Below are 17,315 nucleotides of genomic sequence, written 5' to 3'. Positions count from 1 at the left end.
CGTTCACCAACGCGCGTAAAGCAGTCTCAACCGGCAAGAGAGATATGCCATGGGACTGATCCTTCTTGTAATTCTGATTCTCCTGCTGATCGGTGCGCTGCCGTCATGGCCGTACAGTTCAAAGTGGGGCTACTACCCGTCCAGCGGACTTGGCCTGATCGTGGTCATTGTCGTGATCCTCGTCCTGCTGGGACAGATCTGAACATAGAAAAACCGCGCTCCCTACGAAGCGCGGTTTTTTAATACCGAAAAGCGTCTTCAGGCCGGAATGGCGGCCTTCACACCCTTTTCGCGAATGATTTTCCGCAGCGCGATGACCTTCTGATCCAATTCGGACGTGTCCAGATCGCGCCACCCATCGAACGCCGGGAGCTTCAGAGAGCTTTCAAAATCATCAGCCTTGGCCAGCTTCCACTCGGCTTCGCCATAAGTCGGCTCGGACGATTCATACGTCCCGCCCTTCTCATCCCGCCCACGCAGCATTTCGAGATAGGACGCAATCCCGAACGCAATGCGCGACAGATCCCGCTTGCCTTCGATCGCCCGGCGCACGGTTTCCGTCCAAAACACCTGAACCTTGGAACAACCATCGCTGGCAATCCGGAGCGTCTGATCGGACATCGCCTTGTTGGAAAAGCGGCTGATAACGCTGTCCCGATATCCCTCAAGTGTCATGCCTGAAGGCGCCTTCAGGGTCGGGATAACATCCTTGTTGAGGTAATTCTTCAGGTTTCCAAGGAGCTCGCTGTCTTCAATGGCATCATCCACATTCTCATAGCCGACCAGAATGCCCGGAAAGCAGAGCGTGACATGTCCAGCATTAAGCATCCGGATTTTGACATGCTCCCAGTCCGTAACATCTTTGACCATCTGCACGCCGGCTTTTTCAAGCGGCGGACGGCCATCTGCAAAATGATCTTCCAGCACCCACTGGTGAAAATCCTCAGCCACCAACGGCAGATCATCATCCAGTCCACTAGCCGCATTCAGTTTCTTGGCGATGGCAGTCGAAACAGTCGGGGTGATACGATCAACCATTCCATTCGGGAAGGTCGCGTTCTCCTCGATCCACTTCGCCAGTTCCGGATCGCGCGCTTTCGCATAGCCGAGGAAAGCCTTGCGAGCGACATTCCCGTTGTGGCGCAGATTGTCGCAGGACATGACCGTAAACGCCTTGTGCCCGGCATCCCGGCGACGGCGCAGGGCTTCGACAACATAACCAAAGACCGTGGACGGCTTTTCCGGGTTCTGAAGATCGGCCTTCACAGCCGCATTCTCCAGATCAAACGCGCCGGTCGTCTCGTTGATGTTGTAGCCGCCTTCCGTGATCGTCATGGAAACGATGCGGATCGCTGGATCAGTAAGATGCTTCAGCACGGCTTCCGGATCAGCCGGAGCCAGCAGATAATCGCGCAGGGCCCCCATGACGCGCACCGTGCTTTTACCGGAAGGCGCCGTCTCGGTCAGGGAATACAGGCAGTCCTGTTTTTTGAATTCCTCGGCCTTTTTCTTCGACCGGTCACTACCCGTCAGACCAACGCCAATGATCGCCCAGTCAGGCGCATGTTCGAGAATCTGTTCCACATAGAACGCCTCATGCGCCCGGAAAAAGTTACCAACACCGAAATGCACGATCCCCGGTTTCACGCCGTCGATGTCGTAAGGGGGCGCCTGGACACTGGCGGGAAGAGATTTGAGGGTTTCGCGCGTAATCATGGACTTCTCCGTGGTTTCGGGCCGGTCTCTGACGGGGACCGATAAGGCCGGGCATGTGCCATCATAGCCCCCGAACAACGCAAAAGCCGAATAACGGTTTCAATAGCCCTCGGCCCCGTCCCTGACGGAGACCCTTGGAAAAAGACGTCAGAGTCCTTCCATGCCGCTCACATCTTCGCGCATAACCACCCCGACAGCCCTTTCCAGATCTTCACGAAAAAGGGACATCACAAAACGCATTTCCGGCCGCGTCTGTTCTTCCAGACGTGGCAGGAGATGAAGAATTTCTTCGTCCTGCGCCTGCCGTGGATGACGGCTGTTTTTCGCTAAAAGCTGTTCTTCACAGCCATGCGCCAGCGCCCGCAACGCATGGCTCAGCCCTTTATAGAGCGGCATGAGGCCGGTATTCCCCGCCGCGCGCCCCGTCGCGATGGCGCGTGCAACCAGCATCGTATCGTTCAGCAGGCGCCGCATCAGTCTTGGCAGGGCCGCAAGAACCGGATCGCGCTTCTCCAGTTCCTTCAGCCGCTCACGCCGCGCTTCAGTGACCGCATCCTCAAGTTCCGCCAGCAGAGCAACACAATCGTCATTTTGACGCTCGATCGCCGTCCATCCCGTATTCTGGTCAAGCGCGCTTTTGAGAAGCTGATCCATGCGCCGCAGCAGACGTCCAGCCGTCTGAAACGCGTGTTTGCGCGCGCTACTGTGCAGAATGAGGAACGACACCACGATCGACACCGTGACACCAACCACGATGGCCAGAAGCCGCGTGATTAACGGCAGGAATGGACTACCCTGACTGGGAAACAGATACACAATGATCAGCGTGATACAGGCGAAACGCAGCGTCGGCTGAATGGCCGTCAGGAACACCAGGGGTGTCAGCATGATCCAGAACGGAATCCAGCGCAGACCCGTCGTGATTTCCAGCACGACCGCACAACCGCCTGCCAAGGCACCGATCACCGTTCCGCTGATCTGGTCGCGGGCCGTCGTCATGGTCTGGCTGATGCTGGACTGGGTCACGATCAGGGCCGTGACCAGGGCCCAGATCGTTTCCTGCAGATGCATGAGCGATCCGACGATCCACGCCACAACCACCGACACCAGAACCCGGATAGTCTGGCGGGTTGCGGGGCGCATCACCTCGCGCCAGCTACTGTTGTGGGACGGTGCTGGTAGCCAGACCTGGCTCAGACGTATCAGAACGCTCATGACCGAGCTTCAACGTGGGTGAAAATCCTCAATTCCCCAGAAAGGGCACCGGCACCCAGCGCAGCCCGTCGTCATCCTGCACCAGCAACAGGGCTTCCGTCTTCTTGCGCTCGTGCAGGCCCCGCACGGCTTTGGCGAAATCGTCCGGCGTGTTGATCTGGTCCTGGCCCACCTGCGTGATCACATTTCCCTCAGCAATCCCGCGCGATGCTGCGGGACTTCCGGCTTCGACACGCGAGACCAGAACCCCGCGCTGATCATCGGAGAGTGCATATTGCGTGCGCGCGTCCGCATCGATCGAACTGACAGTCACTCCGAGTTCTCCCAAAGCCGCATGACGATGTTCCGGCTGGTGCGTGTCGGACGGTGGCATATCCGGCGGCGTAGGGGACTGCGCGAGCGTGATCGGCAGCGTCTTGAGCGCCCCCTTGTGCCAGACCGTCAACTGCGCCTGCGTCCCCGGCAGAATGGACGCGATGATACGCGGCATGGTCTGGCCGCTCACGTCCTGATCGTTGACGCGGGTAATGATATCGCCAACCTCAAGGCCCGCTTTTGCAGCCGGGCCTTTCGGGTCGATTTCCGAAATCAGCGTTCCCTTGCCGTTAGAACCGTCCGGCTTGCGGAAATCGAGCGTCTCGGCGATGTCGTTCGTCACATCCTGGAACTTCAGCCCCATCCAGCCGCGCGAAACATGCCCGGTGCGCCGAAGCTGGTCGATGATCCCCCTTGCATCATCCGCCGGAATGGCAAAGCCGATCCCAATGGAATCGCCTCCCGAGCCGCCATAGATCAGCGTGTTGATGCCAATGACTTCACCGGACAGATTGAATAGCGGGCCGCCGGAATTGCCGCGATTGATGGCGGCATCAGTCTGGATGTAATCGTCATACAGACCGTGTTCGACGTTTCGACCGCGCGAGGAAATGATGCCTGCCGTCACGGTCCCGTTCAGCCCGAACGGGTTGCCGATCGCCAGAACCCAGTCCCCGATCCGCGCTTTGTCGCTCCGGCCCAGCGGGACGGTCGGAAGCGGGCGCTTGGGCTTAACTTCCAGCACGGCCAGATCGACCTGACTGTCCCGACCCACGATCCGCGCCGGCATTTCGGTGCCGTCCTGAAGCGTGACGCTAACCTGATCCGCCCCTTCGATCACGTGATTGTTCGTCACGATGATGCCTGACGCATCAATAATGAAGCCCGAGCCCAGCGCCTGCTGGCGACGGGGCGGATGGTTCGGAGCTGGTTTGTGCTTCAGATAATCATGGAAGAATTTTTCCAGCGGTGAGCCTTGCTGGAACGGGGGCACCTGCGGACCATCCGGGCCGCTGGAATCCGGTCCTTTGTCATCCATCTTCGCAGGCTTGAGCACAGCGGATGTCGAGACGTTCACGACCGACGGCAGAAGCCTGTTTGCCAGATCCGCAAAGCTCGACGGCACCGAACGCGGCGCAGGAGTCGGTACGGAAGACGGCTGGCCTGAAACCGGCGCAGCATCCTGAGCCAGCGCCGGAGCCGCGCTCAGCGCCCAGCCCGCGGAAAGGGACAGCACCAGAGCAGAAACAGAAAGACGAACAGACGGGTTTCTCATACCCGCACGCTAGCTCAGAACATGGCCCTTCGTCACCATCCCGCCATTCAGGATGCGTTTTCAGGCCATTGATGTTAGGCTCATGCCCCTTTCCGATACAATAATTCCCCTGATGAGAGCCCGGCATGACTGACACCACGCCCCCCAACGACATGCCGCCCGCCTCCCCCGAGACGGATGTTCCCAACGCTGAAACCCGCATCACCGATATCCTGAAATCCGAGCAGGACAGTCAGGGCTCGAACGTCCTGTCTTTCGCAGCCCTCGAAAGCGTCTCGGTTCGCAACGGCCATGCCCATGTCTCGCTGGCAACGTCGCGGGACAATGCTTCGCGCGTGGAACCGCTCCGGCCCCGGGTCGAAGCCGCGATTGCGAGCCTGCCAGGCATTACGGGCGCTACCCTGTCCTTCACGTCTCATCGCCCCGCAACGCCAGCCGCCGCCAACGCGCCCGCACAGGGCGGAGGGCACCGTCCCTTTAATCTGGGCGACAAACGACGTAATGCCGCGAGCAGACACGCTCCGGAAACGCTGCTGCCAGGCGTGAAGGCCGTCATTGCCGTCGCATCGGGCAAGGGGGGTGTTGGTAAATCCACCACGGCCGTCAATCTTGCGGTCGGCCTTGCGCGAGAGGGCCTGAAGACCGGACTTCTGGACGCGGATATCTACGGTCCCTCCCTCCCCCGGATGCTGGGACGCAGCGCGCGTCCGGACGTCGTAGACGGAACGATCCTGCCGATCGAAGCCTGGGGACTGAAGAGCATGTCCATCGGCTATCTGGTGGACGAAAATCAGGCCATGATCTGGCGTGGCCCAATGGTCATGGGCGCACTGACGCAGTTTCTGGGCGAAGTCGAGTGGGGCGAACTCGACGTTCTCGTGATCGACATGCCACCCGGCACCGGAGACGCGCAGTTGACGCTGGCCCAGAAGCTCGGCCCCAAACTTGCGACTGGCGGCGCGGTCATCGTCTCCACGCCGCAGGATATTGCGCTGCTGGATGCAAGACGCGGTGTGGCCATGTTCGAGCGGATGGAAACTCCGATCCTCGGCGTCGTTGAAAACATGTCCTATTTCTGTTGCCCAAACTGCAACCACCGCACGGAACTGTTCGGCCACGGTGGCGCAAAAGCCGAAGCCGAAAAAATGGGCGTTCCGTTTCTCGCGGAAATCCCGCTGCTCGCCGATATCCGCGCGAGTGGTGATGAGGGCACCCCGATCATCCTGTCCGCGCCGGACAGCGAAGCAGCTCAGGCTTATACAAGACTTGCACAGGCTGTTGCCCGGTCCCTGTCTTCTCAATACAGCACGAAAGAGCCGTCATGATCCGTATTCTTCTTATTGGCGCCTGTCTGACAGGAACTGGCCTGACGCTGGCAGGCTGCTCCCATACGGTCACGCATCAGGGTCTTTCGTCCGATGGCTATGGCTTTACGAAAGACTCGCAGCATCTGCCGCCCCCCACAGACCTCGTCACGCCCATCCCACACTCAAATCCAGGCTAAAATCCAAAACACGGTCAGAGAATCGTTCTCTGGCGCTTGACCTGACATGCCCGGACATGGAAAAAGCCGCACTGCCGATGCCGGGTTAGCACAGTGGTAGTGCAGCGGTTTTGTAAACCGAAGGTCGGGGGTTCAAATCCCTCACCCGGCACCAGCTTTTCCAAAAAGCATGGCAACAGCATTTTAGCGAACGGTCAGGACCGTTTCGGATAAAATCCGGCCACGCATTTTCCTCACAGAATTAGCATTCTTTGCCGATCTCAATAATGCACAAGTATTGCATTCACAGAGGGTGAAATGTGGGTATTCCAAAAATCCCCTTGACAGGCCTGAGGCAGAATTCTGATAGCCCCTGCGATTCTTTTCTAAAATTATTCCATGAAATCAATGACCTAACATGACACACGAGCGCAGACACACGACTCGAAGCACTTTTAAGAAGCTGATTTTTCTTGTGGATAAGTCTGTTTGTAAAAGTTAGAGAGACGGATGCAGCAAAATTCGCACGAATCCACATTGAGTCTCGCGCAAAATCCTTAAAAGTAAAAAACTAAGGAGTTTTTATTTTTATTGATCGTTTACTGAATTGAATATTTTATGACGCGGGCCACAAAAAATGAATGGCAATAGATATCAGAACAAGCGACGCTGCCACCACAGCCCAGACAAGCAAACTCGGCGGCTTTACAGAAGCGTCCTCAACAGGATTTTCAAGCTGCGCTTCCCGCGCTTCATTCATCAGCCGTTCAAGATCGTTTTCAGCAAGATCTTGAACGGCTGATGCCAAGCTGGGGCCAGGTTCAGGATTGGCCATCCAGAACCGCCATCATTTCAGACCACTCCCGCTTGGTCAGTCCGGAATTTTCCTGCGTAACGGTTTCACCTGCCAGACGCCGCCGGACAACCTTCAGCATTCCGGCCGAAAGCGTGAAGGCACCGAGACGATATTCTTCGAACGCCGCAGACGTCGCAGGCACCCACGCCTTGAGAATTTCGATCATTTTTTCCGCATAGACGCGGATCTCGTACTGCGCATGCGGATCAGCGCGTAGGGCAAGGAAATGCATCAGATTGTGCAGATCAATCTTCCAGTACCACTGTGTATAGGTGTTCAGGGTCAGATTGATCCGTGCAAGCTCACGCGCCAGCCCCGTGCCGTCCGGGTTCAGCAGGCTCTCGTAATCGTCGTAACACTGGCTGGCATCCCGGCGCAGGATCTCCAGAACCTCGTGCGCCGTCTCAGCATCCAACGCATCGCTGCGTCCCTGGCGGTTCGAGCTGCTCTGCGTCGCCACCTGATCTGGAGCAGGCAGGTAGAATTCCCGGTCCAGAATGGAATAACGCGCCGAATATTCGTTCACGCTCGCCATACGATGCCGAATCCACTGTCGCGCGACGAACACAGGCAGCTTCACATGGAATTTAATTTCGCACATCTCGAACGGGGTCGAGTGACGGTGGCGCATCAGATAGCGAATCAGCCCCGCATCTTCGGAGACTTTCTTCGTCCCACGACCATAGGACACGCGCGCAGCCTGCACGACCGCACCATCGTCGCCCATGTAATCGACCACGCGCAGGAAGCCGTGATCCAGCACCTCGAAAGGTGTGAAGAGCAGGCTTTCCATCGCCGGCACGGTCGGACGGGACGTAAGCTGGGGTTCGCTGCGCTGAGCTTCGATCTCGGCGCGCTGTTCGGATGTGAGTGCCATGGCGGCGGCTTTAGCATGGGCTTTCGGCTGGCGTCATCCGAATGAATCGGATTGACACGATTCCTGCGCCTTAATTTTTTTCGTAACTGCCTTTTCCCTTGCGGGCGGGCAGCGGCACTCCTATGTTCATCAGTGCAAGGGGTTCGTCCCCGGCTATGGCGATAAACGGTAAGTGGAATAAGTGTTGTGGACCCGGGGGCAGTGCCCGGCGTCTCCACCATGAAAAACCCCTCGCAAAAGGGGTCTGTGGGGACGAAACAGGCTCGACGCGCACGGTAAAGACTTATCTTTTGCCCGGCATTGTACCACCGTCATCGGGCTAAACCTACAAGTGCCAACGATAACTCAGAGGTGCTCGCTGTCGCTGCATAAGCGATAAGCGCGGTTCGGGAGGGCACCGGGCAACAGAAGCCCTCCCACCTCATCATGTCTCCGACATTCCTTTCAAAGACGACTTGCCATCTGTGCCCGTCTGTCGCATCCCTGATGCAAGAATTGACCGAAACATCAGGCTTGCGACCATGAGCGACGACGATCACAACGGCCAGGACGGCTTCGAGCACGAGCTTCCCGAGAGCCTCCTCCCCTATGATGACTGGGTGGAAGACGCCTATCGTGAAGTCATGCTACGTGCGATCGAGCATGTTGCGGCTGAGGGACTGCCGGGAGCCCATCACTTCTATCTGACGTTCCGCACGAACCGGCCGGATGTGATCATCCCGGCCCGTCTGCGGGCGCAGTACCCCGAAGAAATGACCATTGTCCTTCAGCATCAGTTCTGGGATCTGGCGCTGGACCGCGACAAGAACGTGATTTCGGTCGGTCTGTCCTTCGGTGGCGTTGGGAGCATCCTGTGCATTCCCGTCAATGCCATCACGGCCTTTGCCGACCCCCATATCCGTATGGCCCTGCGCTTCAATCATTCTCCGCTTGAAGACGATGAGGATATCGAGATTCCCGAAGGCGCCGTAGAGCCAGACGACATCGACCCTGCCCATCATCCGGACGTTCTGCCCGAACCCTCTGCTTCGGAAGACGGCAAGAAAGACGCGGAAGTCGTCAGCCTCGCCGCATTCCGCAAGCGTCCGCCCAGCTAGGCGTTAGCCAGAGTGTGTGGTTCCGGCCTATACTGACTGGAACCAATGGCCTGAATGTCGCTTTCATGAGGGATCCCCATGCGCTTTACCGTCGATCGCCTTGACCATATCGTACTGACCGTCCGCAACCGCGACCTGTCTGCGTCTTGGTATCAGCGGGTTCTGGGCATGGATATCGACGAGTATGGCCGTAACAACCGCGTGGCCCTGAGCTTTGGTGGTCAGAAGATCAATCTTCGCCCCGAAGGTACAGAAGGATGGGACACCGCCGGGGCCGCCGCTCCCGGAACATCGGATCTGTGTTTCACAACCGCCATCGCAAGCGAACAGATCGTCAAGCATCTGGAGAAATGTGGTGTGGAAATCGTTGAAGGCCCAGTCGCGCGCCTTGGCGCACTTGGTCCAATCACATCCATCTATTGCCGAGACCCGGATGGCAATCTGATCGAACTTGCATCCTATAACGGCTGAAGGCGGGGGCGCCTCGCTCCACCGCCTTCAGATAATGTTACCAGTTTTTGGAAATCAGCCAGAATTCCTCGGATGTGAGGGTAATGGCATTGCAGTCTTTGGTTTCGGCTGCAGCCTTAGCAAGGGCATGAATCCGTTCGATCATGATCGTCTTGCGCTGATGGGCCTCGGACGTTTCCTTTACGGTCGACAGGGTCTGAAGAGCGGATTCGGAGGCTTTGGCGACGCGTGCGGCGTCAATGGCGGCATAAGACATGAAATGTCTCCCTGAATTGTAAAAGACCTCTCGGAGCCTACTCCACGTCTGCCAGCATACCAACTCTGTTACCCACGAGATGACGTTAGAGAGGTTTTTAAATCGGAGTAACCGCCACCGCAGCTTCATAGGCGTCCAACACTTCTTCGGTCGGACCGTCCATGCGGATTTCTCCGCTTTCCATCCAGATGATGCGCGTACACCACTGACGCAGAATCGGCAGCGCGTGCGACGTCACCACCAGAATTTCAGCCGCATCGACCATGCCTTCCAGCCGTGCCTTGGCCTTGTCCTGAAACTTTTGGTCGCCAGCCATGAACCATTCGTCCATCAGCAGGATCCGGGGGCGCGGAACCGTCGCCAGTGCAAACCCCAGACGGACAGACATGCCAGAGGAATAAAGTCGCACCGGGAGGTCGAAGAACGCTCCCAGATCCGAGAACGCCTCCACATCCTTTTCCAGTTCCTCTGTCGCCGCCCGTCCCATCCCCATGCGACAGGCAAAGAGCTGGATGTTTTCGCGCCCCGTCAGCTCGCCATTCATGCCCGCATTGGGGTCGATGAGGGCATGGGTGTCGCCTTCAATATCCAGCGTCCCCTGATTTGTTTCGTAAATTCCGGCAAGAACGCGCAGGAGCGTCGATTTTCCTGCACCGTTATGCCCGACCAGCCCGACCCGCTCCCCTTCGGAAATCGTGAAACTGACGTTGAAAAGCGCCTGAACTTCCACGACTTCAGCGGAATTACCGCTGACACGCATTCGACCTCCTACAGCTCCGTTTCGCGCAGCTACAGTGCTTTTCGCACGAGCCAGCAGAGTCTTTTTCAGCGAACGCGAGCCGCCATGCAGAACAGGAAACGACAGGGAGAGATCTTCAAGACGGATATGGGCCATGATGTCAGATCCAGAAGACCAGACGCGCCCGCGTCCGGATGAATGCGCGTACGGCAATCAGCCAGAACACAGCACTGATCGCCAGCGCAATGCCCCAAATCTGCAAGGACGGCACATGCCCGAGCAGGGGCTCCCGCACGATTTCCAGCAACGGATAGAAGGGATTGTACAGCAAATAGGACACTTTTGCTCCGAGCTGCTGCGGCATCCAGATGACCGGCGTTACGTAAAACACGATCTGCAACAGCGCCCCGACGATGGGTGCAACATCCCTGAAACGCGCGCAGAGCGAGCCGAACACCATGCAGGCGGCAAAGCCGTCCAGCGCCCAAAGCAGAAGTGCCGGAAGCGCCAGAACGGCATTCACGCCCGGCCAGACATGATAAATGGCGAATACGGCAAGCGGCACCACAATATTATGGGCAAACACGATCGCATTCCGCACCACGACCCGAAGCGCATAGAGCAGGAGAGGCAACTGGACGGACCGCACCATGGCTTCCGCTTCCAGAAAGCAGGTACAGGATTCCTGGATCAGGCTTGAAAGCCCCACACTCCACAAGGTGAGCGACAGCGATAAAAATGGCAGGTAGGTCGCAAGCTGCATATGGAACAGCCGACTGTAAAGAACGCCCATTGAGGCGACCATCAGCGCGGAAGTAATCGTGAGCCAGAAAGGTCCCAGCGCGGACCCTCGATACCGAAGCCGGATGTCGAGCCAGCCGAGCCGCACGCCCAGCTTCCACAGACGTCGCGTCTCCCTCCAGTCCGCCCAGGCCCGCGCAGCAGGACTGCTACGAGGAGTGTCACGACGGGTCTGTCTGCGCGGCGCTTCGTTCCGTGCAGCATCGGAAACTGGAGAAGGTACACTCATACTGTCCGCCTACCCGATCCCCTATGTCCCGGCAAGAAGACGCTACAGTGATGTGTATATTCCGGGAAGTTCATATTCGGGAAATGAATTGCCGCTACACTCCGTCCGACGCGCAGTCCTGTGTCAGAAAATCTACCCGCCAGAGCCCTTTTTCCTAGTTTCGCCGCAATCCCCGTGTATGCTTGGCGTAATGAGACCAGTTTTCCTCAGGTGCCCAGACTCGATGCCCAGACCCGTCTTTCCGCCCCGGACGCCCGTCCGCACCCTGTCTCTCATCCGTGCAGGCGCTGCATTCGGTCTGGTCGGGCTGTTGGCGGCCTGCGCTGGCAACAATGCCGATATGGGATCATCTTCGGAGATGCCGGTTTCGCAGGAAGCGGCCAATTACCGTGCCCATGCGAAATCCTATTACGCTCCTCCCGGCCCTCCCGGTGACCCGTGGGGCCCCTACATCCGCGAAGCCTCAGACCGCTTTGACGTGCCTGATGCGTGGATCCGGGCCGTAATGCAGCAGGAATCCGGCGGTCATCTTTTCGATCATAACGGTAATTTCATCACGTCGGTTCCCGGTGCGATGGGCCTCCTGCAGCTCATGCCCCCGACCTATGACGACATGCGCCAGCAATACGGACTTGGCGAAGATCCTTTCGATCCGCATGACAACATTCTCGCAGGCACGGCCTATCTGCGCCAGATGTATGACATCTATGGCTCTCCCGGCTTTCTCGCAGCGTATAATGACGGTCCGGGCAGTCTTGACCGCTATCTCCGTCGCGGCCGTGCCCTGCCGCGTGAGACACGCCGGTATGTCGCTGCGATCGGACCGCATATTGCTGGTATCGCGCCCCATAACCGCTCCGCCGCCGATCTTCTGGTCGCACAGCACGACCCTAACGCGCAGGTCATGCTGGCACAGAACACCCAGTCTACAGATATAATGCCGACAGCAACGTCCTCCGAACAGCAGGCGGTCAGCGCGGCATGGAGCCACCGGAAACCCGCCGAAACGGCGTCTGACGATACGGACTCTGACACACCGGATGCGACGCCACAGAGTGCAGCATCGCCCGCCGAAACTCCGGTTCAGGTCGCTTCCGCTGCAGGGTCTGAAGCGCCGACAAGCATCAGCGCCGCCTGGGCCGCCCGCGGTTATGCTCCAGCACCCGCTCACCCTCTCGTGCGTCAGGCCTCTGTGCCCGCAGACGATGTGGCTGACAACCGCGTGACGGCACAGGAAATCCCGATCGGACATCATCTCCAGCCCCAGCCGATCATGGCCGTCATGCCAGCCAGTCGTCCCCAGTATCGCATGGCGCTTCCTGCTGCATCCACTCCGGCCCGGAGCCCAGCGATAACGGGAAATGCGGCCGGGAACTGGGCCATTCAGGTCGGCGCTTTCGCCAATGCCCGACAGGCAAGCCTCGCCACCTCGACGGCTCACAGCAAAGGCGGTGTCGTGGTGGCGTCTGCCAAATCTCAGGTAGAGAGTGTCAAAAGTGGCCGCGCCCACCTCTATCGCGCCCGTTTGACGGGGCTGACACATGAAAATGCGGTTGCAGCCTGCCGCCGTCTGTCGCACGGTTCTCCCTGTGTCGTGGTTCCGCCCGGCGCCTATTGATCCGTTTGCCGGGCTGCATGTTGGCCCGCTTTTCTGACAGGAATACAAAACCCCGATGCGCCGCTTTCTTGCAACGATCGCTTTCTGTGCTGTCGCCCTCTCCGGCGCCCTGACGATCACTCCGGCGCACGCCGCTCTCGAAACCGGCAGCCATGCTCCGGATTTCTCGGCCCCTGCGAGCCTCGGAGGGCACGAGTTCACCTATCATCTGGCCGATGCCCTCAAAACTGGCCCGGTGGTCCTGTATTTCTATCCGGCAGCCTTCACCAAAGGCTGCACGATCGAAGCCCATGAATTCGCAGACGCCATTCCCGACTTCAAAGCGCAGGGTGCAACCGTCATCGGCATCTCCATGGACCCAATCGACAAGCTGAACCGGTTTTCAGTCAGCGAATGTCGTAGCGCTTTCGCTGTCGCTGCCGATCCGACAGGCAAGATTACCCGCAACTACGCCGCCAAAATGCCCCTGCTACACATGGCGAGCCGTACCTCCTACGTCATCGCACCAGACGGTCATATCGTCATGAGCTATGCCTCGATGTCTCCTGACGAGCATGTCTCGCGCGCGCTTGCCGCGGTAAAGGCCCTGAAGCAGACCCCGTGAGCGCACGTTCCACTTCAGCGCCTTCCGATCTGTTCGGCCACCATCATGTGGGCGATTCAGGCCCTCTGAAACTGTCTGCGGATGTCACCAGCACCGCAATCTATGGTGGCCCGAAAGACTGCTACCGCTACACTCTACGCCGCGTCTGGGACAACAAACGCCCCATGGTCATGTGGCTGATGATGAACCCGTCCGTCGCAACGGAATTTGGCGATGACCGCACGGTCGCCAAATGCCAGCGCTACGCCCGGGCATGGGGCTATGGCGGCATGTTCGTCGGCAACAGCTTTGCTTACCGGTGCACAGACCAGAAACGCCTGCTTGAGGTGGATGACCCGGTCGGGCCGGACAACAATGCCCATCTGCTGGAGATGGCCCGACAGGCCGATCTGGTCGTACTGGCTTACGGGTCTCCGCAGGCCAAGGGCCTGCGCGCGCGGGGCACCGAGGTGGCCCGCATGATGGGGCAGAACGGCATCAGGGTCACGGCTCTGCGACTGAGCAAGAGCGGACGTCCTGAACATCCGCTTTATCTGCCCTCCATCCTCACGCCAGAGCCGCTCGACCCGGATACGCTGGGCTGAGCGGCGTTTGCGCGGTCAGGCTGCGTCAGTTCGCAGCCTTGTCATGTTCGTTGATAATCCACACCAACACGACATGCTGGTCATGGTTCGGGTAGGTGGCCTGCGCCTGAAAAGCGCCTCCAACATTCTTGCTCTTGTACAACGCCTGAATAGCCTGCTGGTCTGCGGACATCAGCTCATTTGAAACAGGCCCGCCTGCACGAAGCTTCGTCGCTGCTTCCAGATCAGCTATCGAAACTTTCTTGTTCCCCTGAAACTCGACCCGATCCAAAACCAGAGCAGTAGGCTGCGCCGGGGCACTGGCGGCCTGTTCCTCAAGAATGACCTTGACGGCCACGCCATTACCGGAAATCCGCAGACGCTCCTCCAGACTGGTCCCGACATGCCGGGATGAATAAAGCTCGCCGATACGCTTCTGGGACGCATCCAGATCGTTGCGCGTAACCTTGTCTCCCGCATGATATCCGAACGCCTGAAGAATATCTGCGGTCGGAACGCGGCTGTTCCCCTGAATGGCAACACTCATCAGCTTAAGCGGGACATCCGGAGCCGGAACCGCAGCAAAAGCATACTCCGTGGCAGCCGTTCCGGCGAAGGACGCAACAGCCAGCGAGACGCTCAGAACACTCCGGACGAGCAGGGGGCGAAGGGACATCAGGCAATTCCTGTCATGAAAAAAACTCTGACTTTTACGCTACAGGAGTTCCCGGCTTTGGCAAATCACCGCCGGATATCACGCCGGGAAAATCCTGATCCCAGCCTGCTTTTTCGTATCCGAGCACGTCTGGTGACAACAATTTAGTTGCGAATAAATCTCATTATCGCAATAACGCCTCCAACCGCTTCTCGCTTCGAGGTTTCCGTGCGCGCATCGCTTTCCATACCTTTCTCAAACCCGCTCCAGGTTGCGCGTCTGTCCTGTCTGCTGCTGGCAGGAACAGCTTTTCCCGTTTTCGCAGCCCCTGTCTCCACCGTCGCGGACGCAACAGCCACGGCTCCTGCAAAGCCTCCAATCGAAGCGCAGCAGATCAGTCAGGACGAGGAAATCGTTGTCCGGGCCAGACGCCGGGACCAGATGCAGGTCAGCAGCGGCGGACAGCTCGGAGCCTTGGGCAACAAAAAGGGGCTGGATGTTCCGTTCAACATCCGCAGCTACAATTCCAGCCTGATCCTGAACCAGCAGTCCCAGACGCTCGGCGAGGTGCTGGAAAACGATCCGACCGTCCGCACAACATATGGCTACGGCAATTTCTCGGAAATGTTCGTCATCCGCGGCTTTGCCGTGAACGGTGATGACGTTTCGATCAACGGGCTTTATGGCATCACGCCCCGGCAGCTCGTCTCGCCCGAACTCTACGATCAGGTGCAGGTTCTCAACGGCGCCAGCGCGTTCCTCAACGGGGCAGCGCCCAGCGGCTCTGCCATTGGCGGCAATATCAACCTGCTGTTCAAGCACGCAACCAATGCCCCCCTCACCCGCCTCACCGGCGATTACACCAGCAGCGCCATGGGCGGCGGTAGCATCGACGTCGGTCGGCGCTTCGGACAGGATAAGGATTTCGGCGTTCGACTGAATGTCGCAGGCAAGAGCGGCCAAGACGCCGTCACGGACGAATACCGCCATTCCACGACACTGGGCGCTGATTTCGACTGGCACGACCGCGACAACCGCACCCGCGTCACGATGGATATCGACTATGAAAACCAGGGCGTAGATGGTGGCCGCCCGGCGATCTTCCTTGGCAGCGCCGTCACATCCGTCCCCCGCCCTGTCGCGCCATCACATAACTTCGGGCAGCGCTGGGCGTATAATGACCTGAACTATGTTTTCGGCATGCTGAACGCCGAGCATGACCTGACGAAAAACATCACGCTCTATGGCGCGTTTGGTGCCCTCACCAGCAATGAAAAGGGCAATTATTCCAACCCGACCGTCACAGACCCTAACACCGGCGCAGGGACGGCGGGCGCGATGTATGTACCTTACAACCAGACCAATGAAAGCACGCGCGCGGGCGTTCGCGCCCATTTCCGCACCGGCTTCATCCGCCATGAAATCAATGCCGGCGGTTCAGGACTGTGGGAAGACAGCGCCGCCGCCTACGCCATGGCAGGGACACCGGGTGCGACCAACATCTACAACACGCCGCAATTCGCTGCCCCGCCGGAAACTACCGTCGGCGGTGTTCTTGATGACCCGCAATCCACCAACCGCACGCGCCTGTACAGCCTGTTCTTCTCGGACACGATGTCCTTCTTCCACGACCGTGTCGCCCTGACAGGCGGCTTCCGTTACCAGAACATGCTCATCAAAGGTTACGCCTACAGCAAGACCGGTCAGGGCGCGATGAACAACCATTACGATCAGGACGCCATCACCCCGGTCGTAGGTCTGGTCATTCATCCGACGCGCCGGACGTCTCTGTATTTCAACCGGATCGAGGGTCTGTCAAAGGGGCCGACAGCTTCGGGAAATGTCGTGAATCTGGGCGAAATTTTCCCGCCTTACAAATCCACACAGTATGAAGTGGGCGCGAAATACGACACGGGCCGCTTCAGCGCCGCGCTCGCCGTCTATGAGATTTCACAGCCCAACGCCTATTCCGTCGCACTGGGCAATACGGGCACGTTCGCCTTCCGTGAAGACGGATTGCAGCGGAACCGGGGCATCGAACTGACGCTGAATGGCGAGATCCTGCCCGGCCTGCGCTTCAATGGTGGCGGCACCGTCATTCAGGCCGATCTGCGGCATACGGCAAACGGCCTTCAGGACGGCAATACTGCCATCGGCGTGCCGAACTACACCATCAACGGCAATCTCGAATACGACTTGCCGTTCCTCAAGGGCGCCACGGTCGTCGGACGCGTGGTCAATACCGGCAAGCAGTGGGTCAACACTGCCAACACGCTTCACATCCCGGTCTGGACGCGCTTCGATCTGGCAGGGCGCTATACGTTCGTGACGCATCATACGCCGGTCACCCTCCGCTTCGGCGTCGATAACTTGGCCAACACGCGTTACTGGTCCTCGGCTTTCAACGGCTATCTGATGCAGGGCATGCCCCGCACGTTCAAGTTCTCCTTCACGACGGATCTGTAATCCGTCCCACAGTGCTGGAAACGAAAAACGCGCCCTCCCATACGGGATCGGCGCGTTTTTCATGTCAGACATCCTGAT

18 protein-coding genes, 1 tRNA gene and 1 other RNA gene are annotated in these 17,315 nt (G+C 58.6%); 11 read left to right on the top strand and 9 right to left on the bottom strand.

The window, feature by feature from the left end; translation table 11 throughout:
• The first annotated feature begins 49 nt into the window (after positions 1–49).
• On the top strand, positions 50–202 hold the full coding sequence (locus tag ABDK74_RS10980; protein ID WP_082790651.1) for a DUF3309 family protein: 153 nt from the start codon (positions 50–52) through the stop codon (positions 200–202).
• Positions 203–258: 56 nt separating this feature from the next.
• On the opposite strand, the gene ABDK74_RS10975 is transcribed toward ABDK74_RS10980, so the two are convergent.
• The 3 genes from ABDK74_RS10975 to ABDK74_RS10965 all read right to left on the bottom strand — a co-directional run bounded on the left by ABDK74_RS10975 (position 259) and on the right by ABDK74_RS10965 (position 4,522).
• Positions 259–1,716 carry a mannitol dehydrogenase family protein gene (locus ABDK74_RS10975; RefSeq protein ID WP_346003823.1) on the bottom strand — a complete coding sequence of 486 codons (1,458 nt, stop codon included), beginning with the start codon at positions 1,714–1,716 and terminating at the stop codon, positions 259–261.
• A gap of 147 nt (positions 1,717–1,863) precedes the next feature.
• Positions 1,864–2,931: an aromatic acid exporter family protein gene (locus ABDK74_RS10970; RefSeq protein WP_194255826.1), complete on the bottom strand. Its 1,068-nt coding sequence runs from the start codon at positions 2,929–2,931 to the stop codon at positions 1,864–1,866.
• A 28-nt stretch (positions 2,932–2,959) separates the two neighbouring features.
• Entirely contained in the window at positions 2,960–4,522 is a 1,563-nt protein-coding gene (locus ABDK74_RS10965) for a Do family serine endopeptidase (RefSeq protein ID WP_346003822.1), read from the bottom strand.
• A gap of 125 nt (positions 4,523–4,647) precedes the next feature.
• On the opposite strand from ABDK74_RS10965, the gene ABDK74_RS10960 reads away from it, so the two are divergent.
• From ABDK74_RS10960 to ABDK74_RS10950, 3 genes are all read left to right on the top strand, one after another.
• Positions 4,648–5,847, top strand: a complete 1,200-nt coding sequence (locus ABDK74_RS10960) for an Mrp/NBP35 family ATP-binding protein (protein ID WP_346003821.1) — start codon at positions 4,648–4,650, stop codon at positions 5,845–5,847.
• Positions 5,844–6,026: a hypothetical protein gene (locus ABDK74_RS10955; protein WP_346003820.1), complete on the top strand. Its 183-nt coding sequence runs from the start codon at positions 5,844–5,846 to the stop codon at positions 6,024–6,026. Before ABDK74_RS10960 ends, ABDK74_RS10955 begins: the two co-directional genes overlap by 4 nt.
• A gap of 79 nt (positions 6,027–6,105) precedes the next feature.
• Positions 6,106–6,180: transfer RNA gene (locus ABDK74_RS10950), tRNA-Thr, on the top strand.
• Between the two features lie 441 nt (positions 6,181–6,621).
• Here the strand turns inward: ABDK74_RS10950 and ABDK74_RS10945 are convergent.
• Positions 6,622–6,840 carry a hypothetical protein gene (locus ABDK74_RS10945; protein WP_346003819.1) on the bottom strand — a complete coding sequence of 73 codons (219 nt, stop codon included), beginning with the start codon at positions 6,838–6,840 and terminating at the stop codon, positions 6,622–6,624.
• The gene (gene thyX, locus ABDK74_RS10940) at positions 6,827–7,738 is read right to left on the bottom strand and encodes an FAD-dependent thymidylate synthase (RefSeq protein WP_346003818.1); all 912 of its coding nucleotides are present in this window, start codon (positions 7,736–7,738) and stop codon (positions 6,827–6,829) included. The genes ABDK74_RS10945 and thyX overlap by 14 nt, the downstream gene beginning before the upstream one ends.
• 94 nt (positions 7,739–7,832) lie before the next feature.
• On the opposite strand from thyX, the gene ssrA reads away from it, so the two are divergent.
• From ssrA to ABDK74_RS10925, 3 genes are all read left to right on the top strand, one after another.
• Positions 7,833–8,159: a transfer-messenger RNA gene (gene ssrA / locus ABDK74_RS10935) on the top strand.
• A gap of 100 nt (positions 8,160–8,259) precedes the next feature.
• Positions 8,260–8,835, top strand: coding sequence for an SspB family protein (locus ABDK74_RS10930; protein WP_194255816.1), 576 nt, complete (start codon positions 8,260–8,262; stop codon positions 8,833–8,835).
• Between the two features lie 78 nt (positions 8,836–8,913).
• Complete coding sequence (locus ABDK74_RS10925; RefSeq protein WP_194255815.1) at positions 8,914–9,306, top strand: VOC family protein; 393 nt, start codon at positions 8,914–8,916, stop codon at positions 9,304–9,306.
• Between the two features lie 37 nt (positions 9,307–9,343).
• Here the strand turns inward: ABDK74_RS10925 and ABDK74_RS10920 are convergent, their stop codons facing one another.
• From ABDK74_RS10920 to ABDK74_RS10910, 3 genes are all read right to left on the bottom strand, one after another.
• Positions 9,344–9,562 (bottom strand): hypothetical protein, encoded by a 219-nt coding sequence (locus ABDK74_RS10920; RefSeq protein WP_011252962.1) that lies wholly within the window; start codon positions 9,560–9,562, stop codon positions 9,344–9,346.
• A 97-nt stretch (positions 9,563–9,659) separates the two neighbouring features.
• Positions 9,660–10,457: an ABC transporter ATP-binding protein gene (locus ABDK74_RS10915; RefSeq protein ID WP_346003817.1), complete on the bottom strand. Its 798-nt coding sequence runs from the start codon at positions 10,455–10,457 to the stop codon at positions 9,660–9,662.
• Positions 10,458–10,461: 4 nt separating this feature from the next.
• Positions 10,462–11,331: an ABC transporter permease gene (locus ABDK74_RS10910; protein WP_346003816.1), complete on the bottom strand. Its 870-nt coding sequence runs from the start codon at positions 11,329–11,331 to the stop codon at positions 10,462–10,464.
• A 223-nt stretch (positions 11,332–11,554) separates the two neighbouring features.
• Between ABDK74_RS10910 and ABDK74_RS10905 the strand changes: the two genes are divergently transcribed.
• From ABDK74_RS10905 to ABDK74_RS10895, 3 genes are read left to right on the top strand one after another with little or no spacing between them, the layout of a single operon-like run.
• Positions 11,555–12,949, top strand: a complete 1,395-nt coding sequence (locus ABDK74_RS10905; RefSeq protein ID WP_346003815.1) for a transglycosylase SLT domain-containing protein — start codon at positions 11,555–11,557, stop codon at positions 12,947–12,949.
• A 55-nt stretch (positions 12,950–13,004) separates the two neighbouring features.
• Positions 13,005–13,553, top strand: a complete 549-nt coding sequence (locus ABDK74_RS10900) for a peroxiredoxin (protein ID WP_346003814.1) — start codon at positions 13,005–13,007, stop codon at positions 13,551–13,553.
• Positions 13,550–14,137 (top strand): DUF1643 domain-containing protein, encoded by a 588-nt coding sequence (locus ABDK74_RS10895; protein ID WP_346003813.1) that lies wholly within the window; start codon positions 13,550–13,552, stop codon positions 14,135–14,137. The genes ABDK74_RS10900 and ABDK74_RS10895 overlap by 4 nt, the downstream gene beginning before the upstream one ends.
• A 25-nt stretch (positions 14,138–14,162) precedes the next feature.
• Here ABDK74_RS10895 and ABDK74_RS10890 read toward each other — a convergent pair whose 3' ends face one another.
• Positions 14,163–14,792: a POTRA domain-containing protein gene (locus ABDK74_RS10890; RefSeq protein ID WP_346003812.1), complete on the bottom strand. Its 630-nt coding sequence runs from the start codon at positions 14,790–14,792 to the stop codon at positions 14,163–14,165.
• 207 nt (positions 14,793–14,999) lie between these two features.
• Between ABDK74_RS10890 and ABDK74_RS10885 the strand changes: the two genes are divergently transcribed.
• Positions 15,000–17,237: a TonB-dependent siderophore receptor gene (locus ABDK74_RS10885; protein ID WP_346003811.1), complete on the top strand. Its 2,238-nt coding sequence runs from the start codon at positions 15,000–15,002 to the stop codon at positions 17,235–17,237.
• The last annotated feature ends 78 nt before the right edge of the window (positions 17,238–17,315 follow it).

Source organism: Gluconobacter sp. OJB (assembly GCF_039638275.1).
Classification (GTDB): domain Bacteria; phylum Pseudomonadota; class Alphaproteobacteria; order Acetobacterales; family Acetobacteraceae; genus Gluconobacter; species Gluconobacter cerevisiae.
This window is presented reverse-complemented; position numbering and strand designations above follow the sequence as displayed.

Bases quoted from the DNA above. Each gene is read 5' to 3' on its own strand.
- ABDK74_RS10980 (WP_082790651.1), top strand. From the start codon at position 50: ATGGGACTGATCCTTCTTGTAATTCTGATTCTCCTGCTGATCGGTGCG.
- ABDK74_RS10975 (WP_346003823.1), bottom strand. From the start codon at position 1,716: ATGATTACGCGCGAAACCCTCAAATCTCTTCCCGCCAGTGTCCAGGCG.
- ABDK74_RS10970 (WP_194255826.1), bottom strand. From the start codon at position 2,931: ATGAGCGTTCTGATACGTCTGAGCCAGGTCTGGCTACCAGCACCGTCC.
- ABDK74_RS10965 (WP_346003822.1), bottom strand. From the start codon at position 4,522: ATGAGAAACCCGTCTGTTCGTCTTTCTGTTTCTGCTCTGGTGCTGTCC.
- ABDK74_RS10960 (WP_346003821.1), top strand. From the start codon at position 4,648: ATGACTGACACCACGCCCCCCAACGACATGCCGCCCGCCTCCCCCGAG.
- ABDK74_RS10955 (WP_346003820.1), top strand. From the start codon at position 5,844: ATGATCCGTATTCTTCTTATTGGCGCCTGTCTGACAGGAACTGGCCTG.
- ABDK74_RS10945 (WP_346003819.1), bottom strand. From the start codon at position 6,840: ATGGCCAATCCTGAACCTGGCCCCAGCTTGGCATCAGCCGTTCAAGAT.
- thyX (WP_346003818.1), bottom strand. From the start codon at position 7,738: ATGGCACTCACATCCGAACAGCGCGCCGAGATCGAAGCTCAGCGCAGC.
- ABDK74_RS10930 (WP_194255816.1), top strand. From the start codon at position 8,260: ATGAGCGACGACGATCACAACGGCCAGGACGGCTTCGAGCACGAGCTT.
- ABDK74_RS10925 (WP_194255815.1), top strand. From the start codon at position 8,914: ATGCGCTTTACCGTCGATCGCCTTGACCATATCGTACTGACCGTCCGC.
- ABDK74_RS10920 (WP_011252962.1), bottom strand. From the start codon at position 9,562: ATGTCTTATGCCGCCATTGACGCCGCACGCGTCGCCAAAGCCTCCGAA.
- ABDK74_RS10915 (WP_346003817.1), bottom strand. From the start codon at position 10,457: ATGGCCCATATCCGTCTTGAAGATCTCTCCCTGTCGTTTCCTGTTCTG.
- ABDK74_RS10910 (WP_346003816.1), bottom strand. From the start codon at position 11,331: ATGAGTGTACCTTCTCCAGTTTCCGATGCTGCACGGAACGAAGCGCCG.
- ABDK74_RS10905 (WP_346003815.1), top strand. From the start codon at position 11,555: ATGCCCAGACCCGTCTTTCCGCCCCGGACGCCCGTCCGCACCCTGTCT.
- ABDK74_RS10900 (WP_346003814.1), top strand. From the start codon at position 13,005: ATGCGCCGCTTTCTTGCAACGATCGCTTTCTGTGCTGTCGCCCTCTCC.
- ABDK74_RS10890 (WP_346003812.1), bottom strand. From the start codon at position 14,792: ATGTCCCTTCGCCCCCTGCTCGTCCGGAGTGTTCTGAGCGTCTCGCTG.